The following is a 16674-nucleotide window of genomic DNA, read 5'->3' as shown; positions in this document are numbered from 1 at the left end:
CCCGGCCGCCGACCGCCTCCCCGAGGAGGGCTACGCCACCTCTCCGTCGCGTTCCTCGTGGTGACCGGAGACCCCGGCCTCCCGAGCGCGACGCAACGCTTCAACGGTCTGTCTCAGCGCGGCGTTCACCGTGTCGCGTTTCGTCGTGGTGCCCAGAACCTCCGCCGCCGCCACGAGGGCGTCGTCGTCCACGTCGACGAGGATCTTCGTCATGCCGCACCTCCACGCACGTCGAGGTGACCGAATGTACGCGTCTCAGCCGTTCGTGACGCCCTGAACGAGTTCGTCGGCGGCGGAGTAGGGGTCGCAGTCGCCGGACAGGACCTTCGCGGCGAGCACGTCGAGGCGCTGGTGGCCGTGCAGGTCGCCCATGCGCTCGCGGAGCGCGGTCACGGCGATGGCCTCCACCTCGTCGCGGGCCCGGGCCAGCCGGCGTCGCCGGAGCTCGCCGGACTCCTCCATCCACGCGTGGTGCTCGTCCAGCCTCCGGACGACGTCGTCGACGCCCTCGCGCTTGACCGCGACCGTCGGCACGATCGGCGGCTTCCACCCCACGTCGCCGGCCAGCGCGATCATGTTGCGCAGGTCGCGGATGGTCTGCTGGGCGCCGTCCCGGTCCGCCTTGTTGACCACGAAGACGTCCGCGATCTCCAGGATGCCCGCCTTGGCGGCCTGGATCGAGTCGCCCATGCCCGGTGACACCAGCACGATCGTCGAGTCCGCGAGCGAGGCGATCTCAACCTCCGCCTGGCCGACCCCGACGGTCTCCACGAGCACGACGTCACAGCCGGCCGCGTCGAGCACGCGGATGGCCTGAGGAGCCGCCCAGGACAGGCCGCCCAGGTGGCCGCGGCTGGCCATCGAACGGATGAAGACACCGGAGTCACCGGCGTGGTCCTGCATGCGCACGCGGTCGCCGAGCAGCGCGCCGCCGGTGAAGGGTGACGACGGGTCGACGGCCAGCACGCCGACACGCAGGCCTCGTGCGCGGAACGCCCCGACCAGAGCGCCGGTGGACGTGGACTTCCCGACGCCCGGCGCGCCGGTCAGGCCGATCACCCGCGCCCGGCCGGCGAGAGGGCTGAGGGCGGCCATGATGGGCCGCAGCTGCGGTGAGGCGTTCTCCACCAGGGAGATCAGCCGCGCCAGCGCGCGCGGCTCTCCCTTCCTCGCCCGCTCGACCAGATCCTCGACGTCGACGTTCCGCGCCACCCCGGCCCTCAGACCTTCAGGATCAGGGCGTCGCCCTGGCCGCCGCCCCCGCACAGCCCGGCGGCGCCGACGCCGCCGCCCCGACGGCGCAGTTCGTACGCCAGGTGCAGGACGAGGCGCGCTCCGGACATGCCGATCGGGTGCCCGAGCGCGATGGCCCCTCCGTTGACGTTGACCTTGCTCGCGTCGACGCCGAGGTCGCGCGTCGACTGGATGCCCACCGACGCGAACGCCTCGTTGATCTCGATGACGTCCAGGTCGCCGACGGTCAGCCCCTGCTTGCCCAGGGCGTGCTTGATGGCGTTGGCCGGCTGGGACTGCAGCGAGTTGTCCGGACCGGCGACGTTGCCGTGCGCGCCGATCTCGGCCAGCCAGGTCAGCCCGAGCTCCTCCGCCTTGGCCTTGGACATGACGACGACGGCGCACGCCCCGTCGGAGATCTGCGAGGACGACCCCGCGGTGATCGTGCCGTCCTTGCTGAAGGCGGGCCGCAGGCGCGCCAGCGACTCGGCGGTGGTGTCGGGACGCACGCCCTCATCGGCGGCGAACACGATCGGTTCGCGCTGCTTTCCACCCCCCTGGCTACGCCCCGCCGCCCCCGGACGCTGCGGGATCTCGACGGGGACGATCTCGTCATCGAACAGCTGGTTCTTGATCGCGTCGGCGGCCCGCTGGTGCGAGCGGGCGGCGAACTCGTCCTGCTCCTCACGGGAGATGCCCAGCTTCGCGTTGTACCGCTCGGTCGACTCGCCCATCGAGACGCCGTCGAAGGCGTCGGTGAGGCCGTCGTGCGCGGTGACGTCGAGCACCTCGATCGAGCCGTACTTGTAGCCCTGGCGCGATTTCGGCAGCAGGTGCGGCGCGTTGGTCATCGACTCCATGCCGCCCGCCACGACGACGTCGAACTCGCCCGCCCGGATGAGCTGGTCGGCGAGGGCGATGGCGTCCAGGCCGGACAGGCAGACCTTGTTGATCGTCAGCGAGGGGACGCTCATCGGGATGCCGGCCTTGACGGCGGCCTGCCGGGACGGGATCTGTCCCGCGCCCGCCTGCAGCACGTGGCCCATGATGACGTACTCGACCTGGTCGCCGGTGAGGCCGGCACGCTCGAGGGCGGCACGGATCGCGATCGCGCCGAGGTCCACCGCTGCGAAGTCCTTGAGAGAGCCGAGCAGGCGCCCGATGGGCGTCCGCGCTCCGGCGACGATGACGGATCCGGCCATGAAACGAGACCTCCGGCGAGTAATGGGGGCGACGTTTGCCAACATACCCACAAGAGAGCCGGGACTTTCCAGGGAGGCCAGTGCCATGCTCACCCGAATCGATCATGTCGGGATCGCGTGCCATGATCTTGAAGAGAAGATCGCTTTCTACGAGGGCGCGTTCGGTCTTGTCGTCGCGTCGCGGGAGGTCAATGAGCAGCAGGGGGTGAAGGAGGCGATGCTCCACGTCGCGGACGGCCCGGCGGGCGCGTCGTACGTCCAGCTGCTGGAGCCGTTGCACGCCGATACCCCGGTGGGGAGGTTCCTGGCGAAACGGGGAGAGGGCGTGCACCACATCGGATACGGCGTCGACGACGTGGTGGCGGCGCTGGAGACCGTCGGGGCGACGGGCGTGCGCCTGCTGGACGAGCGGCCGCGGCACGGTTCGATGGGGGCCTCGATCGCGTTCCTGCACCCCAAGGACGTCGGTGGCGTGCTGACCGAGCTCGTACAGGCGAGACCGCTCGACCACTGATCCCCGGATCACCGCCGGCATGGCGGGTGCCTTACCACGCGGCCACATGGGCTCAGACAATGACGACAAAGCGCCCAGGTCGTAAAGTTGAGCCCCCAACACGGCAGTGTCCGGAGTACTCTGCTGTCGCCGGAAAGTGGTCCCGCCCGTGCCGTACCCCGTAACACGCAGTACTCGCGCGGCCATCGTCTGGTACCTCCACCACTTGTAGCCGTCTCGTCACAGCAGGATTGAGCCTCATGCAGTCCGACATCGACGCCCAGCTCAGCAACTTCTTCGAAGACAGCACGCCCCCACGCGAGTTCGACGTGGTGCTGCGCGGCTACGACCGGCACCAGGTCGAAGAGCACATCAAGCAGCTCGACGGCGAGGTCCGACAAAGTCGTGAGCAGACCCAGGCGATGCAGCGGGAGCTTTCTGACGCCCATCGTCAGCTCCAGGAGCAGGAACGCCCCACCTATTCCGGCCTCGGCGCGCGCATCGAGCAGTTGCTGCGCCTCGCCGAGGAACAGGCGACCGAGCTCGTCCAGGCCGCCCGCACGGAGGCCAACGAGATCAAGGCGGCCGCCAAGGTCGACGCCGCCGAGCTGCGCGCCGCAGCTGAGAGCGAGGCGGCCGATGTCCGCGCCACCGCCAAGCGCGAGGGCGACGACATGCGCCAGAGCGCCGAGCGCGAGGCCGAGGAGGTGCGCACGACGGCACGCCGGCACGCCGACGAGCTGACCTCCACGACCGAGCGGGAGGTGGCGAAGCTGCGCGCCACCGCCGACCACGAGGTCGCCGAGAAGCGCGCCGCCGCCGAGCGGGAGATCGCCAAGCTCCGGACCACCACCGAGCGGGAGGTCGCCCAGCTACGGGCGTCCACCAAGCGCGAGCGCGACGAGATTCTCACCACGGCCAAGCGCCAGGCCGACGAGATGCGGGCACAGGCAACGCGCATCATGGAGGAGAGCGAGGCGCAGCGGGCTCAGGCCGAGGCCGAGTTCGAGATCCAGCTGGCCGCCCGGCGCGAAGAGGCCGAGCGGCAGGACGCCGAGCGGCACGCGGCGGCGCAGAGCGCCACGCAGAAGCTCGTGGCCGAGGCCGAGCAGCGGGCCGCGTCCGCCGAGCAGCGCGCCACGAAGGCGACCCAGCAGGCCGAGCAGACGCGCCGCGAGGCCGACAGCCACGCCAAGCAGCTCGTCGCCAACGCCCGCAAGAACTCCGACCAGATCATCGCCGAGGCGAAGTCCCAGGCGGAGCAGCTGCTCGGCGACACCAAGAGCGAAGCCGAGCGGATGCGCACCACGGCGCAGCGTCAGGTGGACGAGCTCACGCGTCAGCGCGACAGCATCACCAGCCACCTCAACCAGCTGCGTCAGCTCATCGGCGGGGTGTCCGCGCCGCTGGGCGGCGGGACCGAGGAGGCCATCTCCGCGCCGCCGGAGAAGCCCGCGATCGCTCCGGCCGAGCCGAGGCCCGCGCCCAAGCCGGCGCCCGCCGCGGCCGTCCCGCCGCCGGCGGAGGCCAAGAAGAAGGACGAGGAAGACGACTGGTGGCAGGAGTGACGTCGTCCGCCGCCCGGCTCCGCTGAGCGGCGGACGACGAACCGGTCCGCGGTGACCTGCGTCACCGCGGACCGTCGCACGAGATGGTGAAGAGCCTGGGGGCGATCTCCTAGGCTCTTTGTCATCATTGGGATAGTTCAAGGAGACGTGCGTGCCTGCCGAATCCCCCCACGACGGCGAACAGCGCGAGGAGGCCACCGTCCTCGCGGACAGTCCACGGCCCGCGGGCGAGGCAGAGAACCCGCGGTCCACCACGGGCGAGGCGGAGAGCCCACGGACCACGGGCGAGGCAGAGGGCCCACGGTCCGCGGGCGAGGTCGCCGCCGTCGACCCGGTCACCGACATCGAAGCCCGGCAGCGCGAGGCGGGCGTCGACGCGCTGTTCCCGTTCGGCCGCCCGGGCCGGCCGCTCACCCACAATCACCCGTTCGTGTTCGGCTTCTACGGCGCGCTCGGGGTGCTGGCCGCCTACATGATGGTCAAGGCGGTCACCGACGCCCGACAGGTGATCATCCTCATCGTCGTCGCGCTGTTCCTCGCCGTCGGCCTCAACCCGGCGGTCGAGGCCCTCACGCGGGTCGGGGTGTCCCGCCGGTGGGGCGTGCTCATCGTCTTCCTGTGCCTGGTCGGCTTCTTCGTCGGCTTCGGTTTCGCCATCGTGCCGCCGCTGACCGAGCAGATCACCGCGTTCGTCAACAACCTGACCAGCGGCAACGGCTACATCGAGCAGCTACAGCACAATCCGAAGCTCATGGACTGGGACCACCGCTACCACCTGCTCGAACGCGCCAGGAGCGCGCTGCAGAGCAAGGACCTCGGCAAGCAGGCCGCCAGCGGGATCATGGGCGTCGGCCAGGTCGTGATCAGCGGGGTGTTCAGCACGTTCACGGTGCTGATCCTCACGCTCTACTTCCTCGGGTCGCTGCCGAGCATCACGGGCTTCATGTACCGCCTGGCGCCACGGTCCCGGCGCGCCCGGGTCGCGCTGCTCGGCGACGAGATCCTCTCCCGCATCGGCGGGTACGTCGCCGGCAACGTCCTCATCTCGATCATCGCGGGCGTCGCCGCGTACATCTTCCTGCTGATCGTTGACGTGCCGTACGCGATCGCGCTGGCGCTGCTGGTGGCCATCACCGACCTGATCCCGCTGATCGGAGCGACGATCGGGGCGGTCCTCGTCACCGCGATCGCGTTCTTCTCCGGCTTCTGGGTCGGCATCGCGTCCCTGATCTACTTCCTGATCTACCAGCAGGTCGAGAACTACGTGATCCAGCCGCGCGTGATGAAGAAGTCCGTCGACGTCCAGCCGGCCGTCACGGTCATCGCCGCCCTGCTCGGCGGCGCGCTCCTCGGCGTGATCGGCGCGCTGCTCGCCATTCCTGCGGCCGCCGCGGTCGCGCTGATCATCCGCGAGGTCGCCATGCCCCGCCAGGAGAGCCTCTGATCGCGTCCCTCGCCGCAGTGGGCGGTCAGCGGGTCGTACGGCCCAGCGCCGCCGCGAACGCCGCGACCGCCTCGTTGAACGGCTGCGGCTGCTCGACCGCCGTGAGGTGACCCGATCGGGGCACGAGGACGAGCTCCGCGTTCGGCAGCGCCTCGGCCATCGCTCGGGCGTCCTCCGCCGTCGCGACGGCGTCCTCCGCGCCGTGGATCACCAGGGCGGGGGCCTGAAGCCCCGCGAGCATCTCAAGGGCGTCAGGACGGGCCGCCATGGCCCGCTGCGCCCACGCCGCAGCCGACGGAGGCGCCGACTGCACCAGGCCGCGCACGCGCCCGTAGATCAGCGCCCGCTGCCTCATGGTCGTCGGCCCGACCAGCCGCGGCAGTAATTCCTCGAGGAGGACGTCGACGGTCTGGTCCGACTCCAGCCGCTCGGCGATGCGCAGGCGCGTCGCACGCGCCGTGTCGGTGTCCGCCGTGGCCTTCGTGTCGGCGAGCACCACGCCCAGGACCCGGTCGGCGTGCCGTCGGCAGAACGCCAGCGTGACATAACCGCCCATCGACAGGCCGCCGACGACGGCCCGGTCGATTCCCTTCGCGTCGAGCAACGCCGCCACGTCGTCCGCCATGACGTCGACCGAGGGGTCGGCGGTGCCGAGCGGAGACCCCCCGAAGCCCCGCAGGTCCGGTGTCACCACCCGGAACCGCGCGGACAGGGCCTCCCGCTGAGCGAGCCACATGGCCGACGACAGCGGGAACGCGTGCAGAAGCACCAGCGGTGTCCCGTCTCCTACGTCACGGCAGTACAACTGCACGGCCATCACCTCATCAGGTACGAATCCCGCCCAGCCCGGCGAACGCAGGAGCCCAGATCATCCTCACCGCTGGGGATGGATCCGCCGAGAGGGTGGCCGTGTTCGGTCGTGGAGGTTTAGCGAACGTTGACGTCGGTCGCAGCTCTCTTACACCGATGCGACGAAAGCTTCTACTCCACCTCGGTGGGCAGCGGGAACGCCTCGGGCACGACGCGACGAACGATCTCGTTCAGCACGATCCGGACGTACGGCTCGCCCACCCACAGGTGCTTGGCGTCGTCGACGCCGACGACCTCCGCCTGCGGGACCCGCGTGAAGCGCTCGCGCGCCTCCGCCGGCCGCAGGTAGTCGTCGCGTTCCGGAACGAGCGCGACGAGCGGCCGGCCGAACTCCGCCCACGCGTCGAGGTCGGCGTCGGTCGCCCGGTGCAGCGGCGGGGACAGCAGGATCGCGCCCTCCACGAGCGGGTCGCGGCCCCACTTGAGGGCCAGCTCGGTGCCGAATGACCAGCCGAGCAGCCATGCGCGGGGGAGATCGTGGTAGTCGGCGTACTCCAGCGCCGCCGCCACGTCGTACCGTTCGGAGTCGCCGCCGCCGAACTCCCCCTCGCTCGTCCCCCGTTCACTGCTCGTCCCGCGCGTGTTGAACCGCAGTACGGCGAACCCGGCGAGGGCCGGCAGGCGGTACGACGCCTTGCGCAGCACGTGGCTGTCCATCATGCCGCCGTGGGTCGGCAGCGGGTGCAGGCAGATGAGGGTGGCGACCGGCGGGCGGTCCTCCGGCAGGGCCAGCTCGCCGACGAGGGTGAGGCCGTCGGCCGTCCGCAGGTCGATGTCCGTACGACGCGCGGGCAGCACCGTGCTCGCCCGGATCTCCCCCATCTCGTTCCCCTCAGTAGCGCGGGCCGCGGTGGGACCGCTGGATCTTCGGCAGCCGGGTGATCCGGTGGTTCCAGCACGGCCGGTGCCAGTGGCGCCGGTCGTCGGGCCCGCCGCCCTCGGCGGGCCAGGCCACGAGGTGCCCGACACCCGGCATGATCTCCTGGTCGCAGCCGGGGCAGCGGTACGCCTTCGACGCGCCCGCCACCGGCCGTACGACCCAGTCGCCGTCGGGGCCCTCCTCGATCCGCTGCGGACCGCCGTACGCGCCGGGCCCGGTCTCCCGGGCGGCGTCGCTGCTACGGCGGTTCTTGCGCGGACTCATGCCGTTCAGGGTACGGGCACCGGAACAGTCCAGGACGAACCACCCGCTTGTCGGCGCACCGACTCGCGGGGCACTAACGGGCGCGGGGCCTCGACCGAGTAATGGTTGCCACTCGGCCTCGTACGCGGACCGTTTACACCAAAGTAGTCCCGTTTCGTCAGCGGGACCCAACACAGAAGAGGTGTGGACGCATGACCAACGAGCAGCCGAAGCCGAAGCCGACGAACTACCCCAGCCCGTCTGCCAAGTCCCGGAACAACCTCACCCTTGAGGGCACCAGGGGCGTCGAGCCGACGCCCCGCTGGACGAGCTCCCCGAGCACGGCCAGGAAGACGGTGCGGTAGCCGACACCGGCGACCGCGACAACACCGGAGCGGCCCCCTGCGGGGCCGCTCCTTCCTTTTTGGGGTACCGGTCGTCTCAGCGGAATGTGCGGCCCGCGGTGAGCAGCTCCTCCAGTAGCGCGGCGGGCGCGTACGCGGGCTCGCGGTGCTCGGTGTAGAGGGCGCGCAGCACCTCCACCGCGTGGCCCAGGCCGATCCGGTCCAGGTCGGCGATCGGACCGATCGGGTACCCACAGCCGTACCGCATCGCGGCGTCGATCGCGTCCGCGTCGGCGTACCCGGACTCCAGCATCCGGACGGCGTCGCCCAGGTACGGGACGCGCAGCGCGTCGACGATGAAGCCGGCGCGGTCCCGGCAGCGCACCGGATGCTTGCCGAGCGCGGTGACGTACTCGGTGGCCCGTCGCACGACCTCCGGCGCGGTCACCACGGTCGCGGCGATCTCGGTGAGTTCGCCCTCCGGGTCGGGCAGGTGCAGCCCGATGACGTCCTGGGGCCGGTCCGTGGCGGTCGCCAGCTCGATCACCGGCACGGTCGTGGCCGTCGTGGCGAGGATGGCGCCCGGCTTGGCCACGTCGTCGACGGCGGCGAACAGCGACCGCTTCACCGAGGTGTCCTCGGCGACCGCCTCGATGATCAGATCGCACTCGGCGAGCAGGGTGAGCTCGGTGCCGCCCTCGACGGGCTGCTCGATCGCCGTACGGACGGCGTCGGCCTTCTCCTCGTCCCCCGCGACGAACCGGACGTAGGCGCCGGACCGCAGACACCCCCGGATGAGGGCGACGGCCAGCGGTCCCGAACCGACGACCCCGACCCGAGGCGGTGCCCCCGACGGTTCGTTCTCGGCGGCCTCGGCCGGCTCCTCGTACGAGTAGAAGCCGCGGCCGGTCTTGCGCCCCAGCAGTCCGGCGGCGACCAGCTGGCGGAGGATCGGCGCCGGTGCGTGCCGCCGGTCCCGCGTCTCCCGGTAGATCGCCTCGCAGACCTCCAGCGAGACGTCGAGGCCGATGAGGTCCATCAGCGTCAGCGGCCCCATGGGCAGGCCGGTGGCCTTCATCGCCGCGTCGATGTCCTCACGGGTGGCGTGCCCGGAGTCGTACATCGCCGCGGCCTGGTTCAGGTAGCCGAACAGCAGCCGGTTCGCGATGAACCCGGCCCGGTCGCCGACGGTGACCCCCACCTTGCCGAGCCGCTCCACCAGCCCCTGGACGACCGCCAGAGCCTCCGGCCGGGTCAGCACGGAGTGGATGATCTCGACCAGCTTCATCACCGGGGCCGGGTTGAAGAAGTGCACCCCGACCACCTGCTCCGGCCGGCTGGTGCTGACGGCGATCTCGGTGACCGACAGGGACGAGGTGTTCGTGGCGAGCACGGCGTCGGCCCGGCACACCTCGTCCAACTGCTCGAACACCCGCCGCTTGAGCGACATGCGCTCCGGCACCGCCTCGATGACCAGGTCACAGTCGGCGAGCGCGCCGAACGACGTGGACAACGTGATCCGGTCGAAAATCGCCTGCTGCTCCTCCGCCGAGAGCCTGCCGCGTTTCACCGCGCGGCCGGTCGAGCTCTCCAGGTGACCACGACCGCGCTTCAGCGCCTCGTCACCGACCTCGACCCCGACGACGTCCAGCCCGCTCCGGGCGAGCACCTCGGCGATCCCGGCCCCCATCGTGCCGAGCCCCACGACCCCGACCTTGTTCAGCGAAGCACCCATGCCCGCAGTCTCCCAGAATCGCCCGGCGTCACCCAAGGCCACGCCCGACGTCCTTCGCCTGCCCCAACGAACCCGTCCGCACACGAACGAGCCGCGGGGGGGGTGCGTTCGCTCAGGTGTGAGTGGTCGCCGGCGCGACTTCGTGTGCAAACGGGTCCGGCCACCAGACCAGCGCTCTTGGCCCTCCGCGGTCTCAGTGTTCCAAAACCGTCACGGGCTGATCCGACGATGACGACGAGTCGCAGTGGGGCGACATGACCTTGTGCATGAAGAAACTCTGAACGCCGAGGCCGCCTGAGCCGCCGTCATGGCGGCGGCTCAGGGCTCTCGATCGGCGGTGGGTCAGCGTAGTCCGTGGGCGAGGCTCATGGTCTGGGCCACACTGTCGCCCTTCCCGGAGCGGCAGGGTCGGTGGTCGGGCGCGTCCGGCTCATCCCGGGTCAGCCCTGAGCGATCTTCGGTGTCCACGTCGAGAGTTTTCGTCGTTCTGAGTGCGAAAACCCTCGACGGTACCGCCTTGGGCGGGTCACGGCCTGTACCTCTACTCCGCCGAGACCCTCGGTGTCGACTGGGTCGACCCGGCTTTGCCGCGCCGGGCCGTTGCTCATCATGAGCCGATGACCCCGCAGGCGACCCGCCGTCCAGTGTCGCCGGCCTTGCGCGTCTCGGCGTCGGGTCCGGTGGCACCGCCGGCGTGCCGGTAGCGGGGAGGGATATTCGACTGGTTGTCCGGAAGGGCGTGGATGACGACCGAACTACCGTCACGATCCAGCAACTGCCTCACCCGGAAACGGTCGGTCGCGAACGACGCTCTTCCGGAACCATTCGCGTTGACCAGCAGATCGGGCAGATCGCCGGAATGGTCGGGATGCGCGCTCGAGGTCAGGTCGAAATGCGGGCCCGCGCTGAAGAACGGACTTCCGGTGGCCGGGTCGGTCGACTTGGGATCGCAGACGCCTTTGGCGTGGATGTGGATGCCGTGGTATCCGGCGGGCAGGCCGTTCACCGTGACCGTGACCATGGGCCTGCCGTTCCCGTCATCGGCGATCCGCAGGGAACCGACCGCCTTACCGCCCACGTCCTTGATGACGGCCCCGGCCGACGAGCCGGACCGGCCGAACATCGCCTCGGCCGCCGCGGTGGCGCCGAGCGCGACCGCTCCCGCTCCGAGAGCGCCGACCACGACGAGATGCACCTTGCCTGGCATGAAGCTCCCATACCCAGGTGACATCGGCCCGGCGCCTGCCGTCCGTACGGATACACGGACCTGACGAAATGCTTACCGAGCCGCACGCCAGGCCTGCTGGAGGCCCAAGGAGTCAACCGCGGAGACGGAACCAGGTCGTGGTGCCGTCGCGTTCGGTCTCCACGCCCCATTCAGCGGCGAGCGCGGTCACGATGACGATGCCGCGGCCGTCCTCCGCGAACGGCTCATCCCGTACGTGCGGCACCTCGCCACCCGCGCCGTCGTCCGCGACGCAGACCTCCAGCGTGTCCCCGTCCCGCGCGACGGTGACGGTGACGTGGCCGCCCTTGCCGGAGTCGGAGTGCACGACGGCGTTGGTGACCAGCTCGCTGGTGCACAGCTCGGCGTCGTCGACGGCCGGATGGTCCTCACCCACCAGGTCGCGAACGAAGCGGCGGGCGTGCGCGACACACCGCTCGCTGCCCGGAAGCGTCAGCGTCCCCAGCACGATCATCGCCCCCATGACGGCTCCTCTCGCCGATGTCGCGGTAAGCATCGTCGCGGGGCGTGACACACTCAATGCGTTCCGTCAAAGGAGAGCGGCGGCGAGGAGCCGATTTGCACATCGGCGATTTCCGTGACGGCGGGACTTCTGCCTGGTCAAGATGGCGTCATGGCGACCATCACGCCGACGATCCGGCTGCGCAGGCTCGGCATGGCCCTCCGCGACCACCGCGAAGCGGCCGGCCTCACGTTAGATGAGGCCGCCCGCGTCCTGATGCGCTCGCCGTCGTCGCTGAGCCGCATCGAGAAGGGCCTGCACCACGTTCCGGTCCGCGACCTGGAGTACATCCTCGGCAAGTACGGCGTCACCGACCCCGCCGTGACCGACCGGCTGTTCGACTGGTGCCGCAACGGCCGCAAGAAGGGCTGGTGGCAACGCTACGCCACCGACCTGTCCCCCGAAATGATGGACTTCATCGGCCTCGAAGCCGACGCCACAACCATCGATTTCTTCGAGGTGATGCTAATTCCTGGGCTGCTTCAGACAGAGGAATATGCTCGCGCACTGATCAAAGCTGGCCCGTTCGCGAACGCATCTGATCGAGTAGAGCGCCTGGTCGCCATAAGAATGAAACGGCAAGAGGTCCTCAGCCGAGCTCACCCGCCACGCATCCACGCAGTCGTTGACGAGGCAGCGGTGAGACGGCGGGTCGGCGGGTCTTCGACCATGAAGAGGCAGCTCCAGCACCTGATAGAGGCATATGAGGCGCCGAACACGACACTGCAGATTCTGCCGTTGGAGCTCGGCGAATATCAGGGCATGACAGGCGCGTTCACGATCATGAACATAGCCACTCCTGGCGACCTCAGCCTCGTAACAGTCGATTCGCTGACTTCAATCTCCTACCGCGAGGAATTCGAAGATGTGCACGCCTACCTCGCCGCATTCGAGCGTCTACACACCAAGGCACTCTCCAAATACCGTTCCCGCACGATGATCGAGGGGCTAATGTCGCAGCTATGACACAAATCGATCTGACAAGTGCCACTTGGCGTACCAGCAGGCGCAGCGGCGAGCAGGGTGGGACCTGCGTGCAGGTGGCCGCCGCGTGGCGGACGAGCAGTCACAGCGCGGACCAAGGCGGCGAATGCGTGCAGGTCGCCGTCGTGAGTCCTGGGTTCAGCGGCCGGTAGCCGAGTTCCCGACTCGGTCGCGGGCCGGTCTGCACACAAAGTGCTCGCGGATCTCGCGTTTGGCCAGGTGGCGCTGATCAATGCTGCCCCTTTGTGTGCGAACGGGACCGGCCACCCAGGGCAAGTGCCGTCGGCGTTCGCTGGGGGCGTACCCAATGCTCGGTTCAGGCCTCCGACCGGCCGCACTATGTCCCCATTGACCTAATCTTCGCCCTCCCCTGCCGAGCCTTTCGCCCAGCCGTCGGCGTGGGCCTCACGGGTGCTGGTGACTCGTCGTCAGACCGGATCGTTCCAGCCCTCGCGGCGGGCGACGTCGCGCGCGGTGTCGATCAGAAGCCTGAGCGCGGCCGACGCGTTGCTCCGCTTCCACACCATCTGCAGTTCCAGGGGTGGCACGTCATCCGTGAGGGCGATGGTCACGGTGCCGACGGGCACCCGGCCGACCACGCTGGCCGCCACGAGAGCGAAGCTGCGCCGGTCCTGGAGGTCGAGGTGGCTCAGGCCGTGGATGGGGCTCTCCCAGTACTCGAAGGTCTCCCCCGTCCGTTCGAGGGCTTTCGCCATGAAGTCGTACCGGTCCGGTGCCAGGCGTCGAGCAGGGTGGCAGAACCGCTGTCCGGCGAACTCCCGCAGTCCGACCCGGCCTCGCCGGACCAGCGCGTGGCCCTCGTCGACGACCGCGACGATGCGCTCGCACCGCAACGTCTCGCGCCGGTACTCAGGACGCTGCGGAATGTCGCGCGACAGCACGAGGTCATGGCCGTCGGCCAGCAGTGCCGCGTCAAGCTCGGGAGTCCAGCCGTCGCGGACGTCGACCGTCACCCCGGGATGGCTCTCGCCCATCGCGGCGACGAGCCGCGGCAGGGTCTCGAAGACGGCTGAGAAGATGTAGCCGACGCGGACGGTGCCCAGCTCTCCGCGTCCGGCCAGCACGGTCCGCTCCACCAGACGGTCCGACTCGGCGAGGATCGTGCGCGCGGACTCCACGAAGATCCGGCCCGCCTCCGTCAGCCGGACGGCCGGCCGCCGCTCGAACAGCGTCACGCCCAACTCGCGCTCCAGGTCGCGGATCTGGCGGCTCAGCGGCGGCTGCGCGATCAACAGCCGATCGGCCGCTCGCTGAAAGCCGCCCTCTTCCGCCACGGCTACCACGTAGCGCATGAGCCGAAGATCGATCGCCATACCCGGAGGGTATCCGGAGGTGACCGAATTGATCTTGGACGTCCAGCGTCGCTCGAAACGACACTGGGCTCCGTGATCATCGCCGGCACCGACATGATCACGGCCGAGCGCGTGGCGATCGAGCGGGGCGGACGGCCCGCAAATCCGCGATCTCGCCGCGTCGTCGATCGCCCCTGGCGGCACTCCCCGAACAAGGAGAAGGACTGATGGAGACCCGTCGGCTCGTGGTGGGAATCAGCGGCGCGACCGGCATCGCGTACGGCATGCGGGTGTTGGAGCTGGCCCGCAAGGCAGGTGTGGAGACCCACCTGGTCGTCACTCCGGCCGGCCAGCAGACGCGGGCCTACGAGACGGATCTGTCTTTCCGGGATCTGGCGGCCATGGCGGACGTCTGCCATCGGCCCGCCGACGTCGGCGCGTCGATCGCGTCCGGGTCCTTCCGCACCGCCGGAATGATCGTTGCGCCGTGCTCCGTCAGAACCCTTTCGGCGATCGCCTACGCAGGCGGCGACAACCTGCTCACGCGTGCCGCCGACGTCACGCTCAAGGAACGGCGCCGACTGGTCCTCCTGGTCCGCGAGACGCCGCTGACACTGGGGCACCTGCGGGCCATGACCGCCGTGACCGAGTCCGGCGGGATCGTCATGCCGCCGGTGCCGGCCTTCTACCTGCGTCCGAACACCGTGGCGGACATCGTCGACCACACGGTGGGCCGGGCACTGGACCTGCTCGGGATCGAGGTCCCGGACATGCCCCGCTGGGGCGAGTGACATCAGACCTTTCGAGAGGATCCTTGCGTTGAAACACCTGCGTAGTCTGCGCGAGTTCGTGGAAGAGCTGGAGAGCATCGGCGAGCTCCGGAAGATCGACGAGGAGGTCGACTGGAGCCTGGAGATCGGAGCGGTCATCCGCCGCTCCTACGACCTGCGCGCTCCGGCCCCGTTGTTCACCAACATCACCGGGTACCAGGGCACCGGGTTCCGGGTGCTGGGCGCCCCCGGCGGCCTGTCCGGGCCGGGCCACCCGCTGGCCCGGATCGCGCTGGCACTCGGACTGCCCGCCGACGCTCCTGGGCGGGACATCATGGAGACGATCGTCGCCGCCCGGGACAAGCCGGGAGTCCCCCCGCAGGTCGTTTCCGCCCAGAACGCCCCGTGCAAGGAGAACATCCTGCTCGGCGACGACATCGACCTGTACACGTTCCCGACCCCGCTGATCCACGGCAACGACGGCGGCCGTTACATCCAGACCTACGGCATGAACATCGCCCGTACCCCGGATGGGTCGTGGACCAACTGGTCGGTCAACCGCATGATGATCGCCGGACGCGACACCCTGGCCTGCCTCATCCCCGGGCCGCAGCACCTGGGCATCATCCGCGCCCAGTGGGCCAAGGAGAACAAGCCGATGCCCGTCGCGCTCGCCCTGGGTGTCGAACCGGGCCTGCCCTACGTCGGGGCGATGCCGCTGCCCGAAGGGGCCGATGAGTCCCACTTCCTGGGGGCGCTGTTCGGCGAGGGCGTCGAGGTGGTCCCCGCCGAAACCGTCGACCTGCTGGTCCCCGCCACCGCCGAGATCGTCATCGAGGGCCACATCGCCTTCGACGAGACGGTCATGGAGGGGCCGATGAACGAGTACCCGGGCTACAACGCCCTGGAGAAGTCGCCCAAGCCCGTCTTCCATGTCACGGCGATCACTCACCGCGATGGCGCGATCCTGCCCGTCGTCGCCGCCGGCCCGCCGGTGGAGGAGGACCACACCGTCACCGGCACCATGCACGCCGCCGAAATCCTCTACCAGCTCCGCAAGGCCGACCTCCCCGTCGTCTCCACCTGGTTCTCCTTCGAATCGGCGATGCACTGGCTGATCGTGGCGGTCCGCTCCGACTGGCACGACACCCTGCCCGTCCCATCCGCCGACCTCGCCCACAAGATCGGCGAGGTGGTCTTCGCGGGCAAGGCCGGGTTCGGCGTCCCCAAGGTGCTGCTGGTCGAAGACGACATCGACATCACCAACATCAACGACATCGTGTGGGCCTTCGCCACCCGCACCCACCCCGAACACGGCGAGGTCCACTTCCCCGCCGAACCCCACGTCCAGCTCTCGGTCTACCTCTCCGAAGCCGAAGCGCACTCCTACCGGGCCGGAAAAGTTCTGTACAACTGCCTGCTCGCCGACCTCTTCGACGAAAAAAACCGCCCCGTCAAGGGCAGCTTCGAGAACGGGTGGCCGAAGGTGATCCGGGAGCGCGTGCTCAGCAGGTGGGAGGCGTACGGCTACCGCTGAGTCGACTTCGACCAGGACCCGGGTCCGGCGGCGCTCGTCACGGCGTCGCGGACCCAGCGCCGCCCGCGCCGTACGCCGGAGACCCGGGGCGCGACCGGCTTTCGCGCATCACCAGCGTTCCGACGCCGAGGGGGCGCCCCAGGGTTACGTGGTGGCCTAACTCGGCCGCGGATTCAGCCCTGGCTGAAAGACGGCCCCGTTCGGCGTCGAGCCGGACGAGCGTGGGGGCCGCACCTTCGCTCGGAGGTGTGTGCGAGGGGCTCATGCCCAGCAGAGCCCCTCCACCCCCGGAAGCCCCAGGAGGGCAACC

At 69.8% G+C, this 16674-nt stretch carries 18 protein-coding genes; 8 read left to right on the top strand and 10 right to left on the bottom strand.

The genetic code is table 11. The features are described from left to right. Positions 1-30 precede the first annotated feature (30 nt). The 3 genes from NE236_RS14710 to NE236_RS14700 are packed head-to-tail and all read right to left on the bottom strand — an operon-like array spanning position 31 to position 2435. Positions 31-213 carry a type II toxin-antitoxin system VapB family antitoxin gene (locus NE236_RS14710; protein ID WP_252842512.1) on the bottom strand — a complete coding sequence of 61 codons (183 nt, stop codon included), beginning with the start codon at positions 211-213 and terminating at the stop codon, positions 31-33. A gap of 42 nt (positions 214-255) precedes the next feature. Further along, positions 256-1212 (bottom strand): methylmalonyl Co-A mutase-associated GTPase MeaB, encoded by a 957-nt coding sequence (gene meaB, locus NE236_RS14705; protein ID WP_252842511.1) that lies wholly within the window; start codon positions 1210-1212, stop codon positions 256-258. Positions 1213-1220: 8 nt separating this feature from the next. Next, entirely contained in the window at positions 1221-2435 is a 1215-nt protein-coding gene (locus NE236_RS14700) for an acetyl-CoA C-acetyltransferase (RefSeq protein WP_252842510.1), read from the bottom strand. 85 nt (positions 2436-2520) lie between these two features. On the opposite strand from NE236_RS14700, the gene mce reads away from it, so the two are divergent. The 3 genes from mce (at position 2521) to NE236_RS14685 (ending at position 5940) form a co-directional block, all read left to right on the top strand. After that, positions 2521-2949: a methylmalonyl-CoA epimerase gene (mce, locus tag NE236_RS14695; protein WP_252842509.1), complete on the top strand. Its 429-nt coding sequence runs from the start codon at positions 2521-2523 to the stop codon at positions 2947-2949. 239 nt (positions 2950-3188) lie between these two features. Further along, positions 3189-4496 (top strand): DivIVA domain-containing protein, encoded by a 1308-nt coding sequence (locus tag NE236_RS14690; protein ID WP_252842508.1) that lies wholly within the window; start codon positions 3189-3191, stop codon positions 4494-4496. A 151-nt stretch (positions 4497-4647) separates the two neighbouring features. Further along, positions 4648-5940 (top strand): AI-2E family transporter, encoded by a 1293-nt coding sequence (locus NE236_RS14685; protein WP_252842507.1) that lies wholly within the window; start codon positions 4648-4650, stop codon positions 5938-5940. Positions 5941-5965: 25 nt separating this feature from the next. Here the strand turns inward: NE236_RS14685 and NE236_RS14680 are convergent, their stop codons facing one another. The 3 genes from NE236_RS14680 to NE236_RS14670 all read right to left on the bottom strand — a co-directional run bounded on the left by NE236_RS14680 (position 5966) and on the right by NE236_RS14670 (position 7954). After that, positions 5966-6757, bottom strand: coding sequence for an alpha/beta fold hydrolase (locus tag NE236_RS14680; protein ID WP_252842506.1), 792 nt, complete (start codon positions 6755-6757; stop codon positions 5966-5968). A 164-nt stretch (positions 6758-6921) separates the two neighbouring features. Further along, a complete protein-coding gene (locus NE236_RS14675; RefSeq protein ID WP_252842505.1) occupies positions 6922-7632 on the bottom strand; it encodes an alpha/beta hydrolase in 711 nt (236 codons plus the stop codon). A gap of 10 nt (positions 7633-7642) precedes the next feature. After that, a complete protein-coding gene (locus tag NE236_RS14670) occupies positions 7643-7954 on the bottom strand; it encodes an Rv1322 family protein (protein ID WP_252842504.1) in 312 nt (103 codons plus the stop codon). A gap of 191 nt (positions 7955-8145) precedes the next feature. Here NE236_RS14670 and NE236_RS14665 point away from each other — a divergent pair, with 191 nt between their 5' ends. Further along, positions 8146-8298, top strand: a complete 153-nt coding sequence (locus NE236_RS14665; protein WP_252842503.1) for a hypothetical protein — start codon at positions 8146-8148, stop codon at positions 8296-8298. A gap of 76 nt (positions 8299-8374) precedes the next feature. Here the strand turns inward: NE236_RS14665 and NE236_RS14660 are convergent, their stop codons facing one another. From NE236_RS14660 to NE236_RS14650, 3 genes are all read right to left on the bottom strand, one after another. Next, positions 8375-10012 (bottom strand): 3-hydroxyacyl-CoA dehydrogenase family protein, encoded by a 1638-nt coding sequence (locus tag NE236_RS14660; RefSeq protein ID WP_252842502.1) that lies wholly within the window; start codon positions 10010-10012, stop codon positions 8375-8377. Between the two features lie 607 nt (positions 10013-10619). Next, positions 10620-11219, bottom strand: a complete 600-nt coding sequence (locus NE236_RS14655; RefSeq protein WP_252842501.1) for a superoxide dismutase family protein — start codon at positions 11217-11219, stop codon at positions 10620-10622. Positions 11220-11331: 112 nt separating this feature from the next. Then, on the bottom strand, positions 11332-11721 hold the full coding sequence (locus tag NE236_RS14650) for an ATP-binding protein (protein ID WP_252842500.1): 390 nt from the start codon (positions 11719-11721) through the stop codon (positions 11332-11334). Positions 11722-11871: 150 nt separating this feature from the next. On the opposite strand from NE236_RS14650, the gene NE236_RS14645 reads away from it, so the two are divergent. Continuing rightward, entirely contained in the window at positions 11872-12726 is an 855-nt protein-coding gene (locus NE236_RS14645; RefSeq protein WP_252842499.1) for a helix-turn-helix domain-containing protein, read from the top strand. 446 nt (positions 12727-13172) lie between these two features. Here the strand turns inward: NE236_RS14645 and NE236_RS14640 are convergent, their stop codons facing one another. Further along, the gene (locus tag NE236_RS14640) at positions 13173-14078 is read right to left on the bottom strand and encodes a LysR family transcriptional regulator (RefSeq protein ID WP_252842498.1); all 906 of its coding nucleotides are present in this window, start codon (positions 14076-14078) and stop codon (positions 13173-13175) included. A gap of 72 nt (positions 14079-14150) precedes the next feature. Between NE236_RS14640 and NE236_RS43530 the strand changes: the two genes are divergently transcribed. Genes NE236_RS43530 through NE236_RS14630 form a run of 3 tightly spaced genes read left to right on the top strand, consistent with a single transcriptional unit; the run spans position 14151 to position 16364 of the window. Continuing rightward, on the top strand, positions 14151-14285 hold the full coding sequence (locus NE236_RS43530; RefSeq protein ID WP_289850362.1) for a hypothetical protein: 135 nt from the start codon (positions 14151-14153) through the stop codon (positions 14283-14285). After that, complete coding sequence (locus NE236_RS14635; RefSeq protein WP_252842497.1) at positions 14285-14848, top strand: UbiX family flavin prenyltransferase; 564 nt, start codon at positions 14285-14287, stop codon at positions 14846-14848. The genes NE236_RS43530 and NE236_RS14635 overlap by 1 nt, the downstream gene beginning before the upstream one ends. A 28-nt stretch (positions 14849-14876) precedes the next feature. Further along, positions 14877-16364 (top strand): UbiD family decarboxylase, encoded by a 1488-nt coding sequence (locus NE236_RS14630; protein WP_252842496.1) that lies wholly within the window; start codon positions 14877-14879, stop codon positions 16362-16364. The last annotated feature ends 310 nt before the right edge of the window (positions 16365-16674 follow it).

It is taken from the genome of Actinoallomurus purpureus (genome assembly GCF_024055795.1).
Classification (GTDB): Bacteria; Actinomycetota; Actinomycetes; order Streptosporangiales; family Streptosporangiaceae; genus Actinoallomurus; species Actinoallomurus purpureus.
The sequence above is the reverse complement of the archived record's forward strand: the minus strand, read 5'-3'. Positions and strand labels throughout refer to the sequence as shown.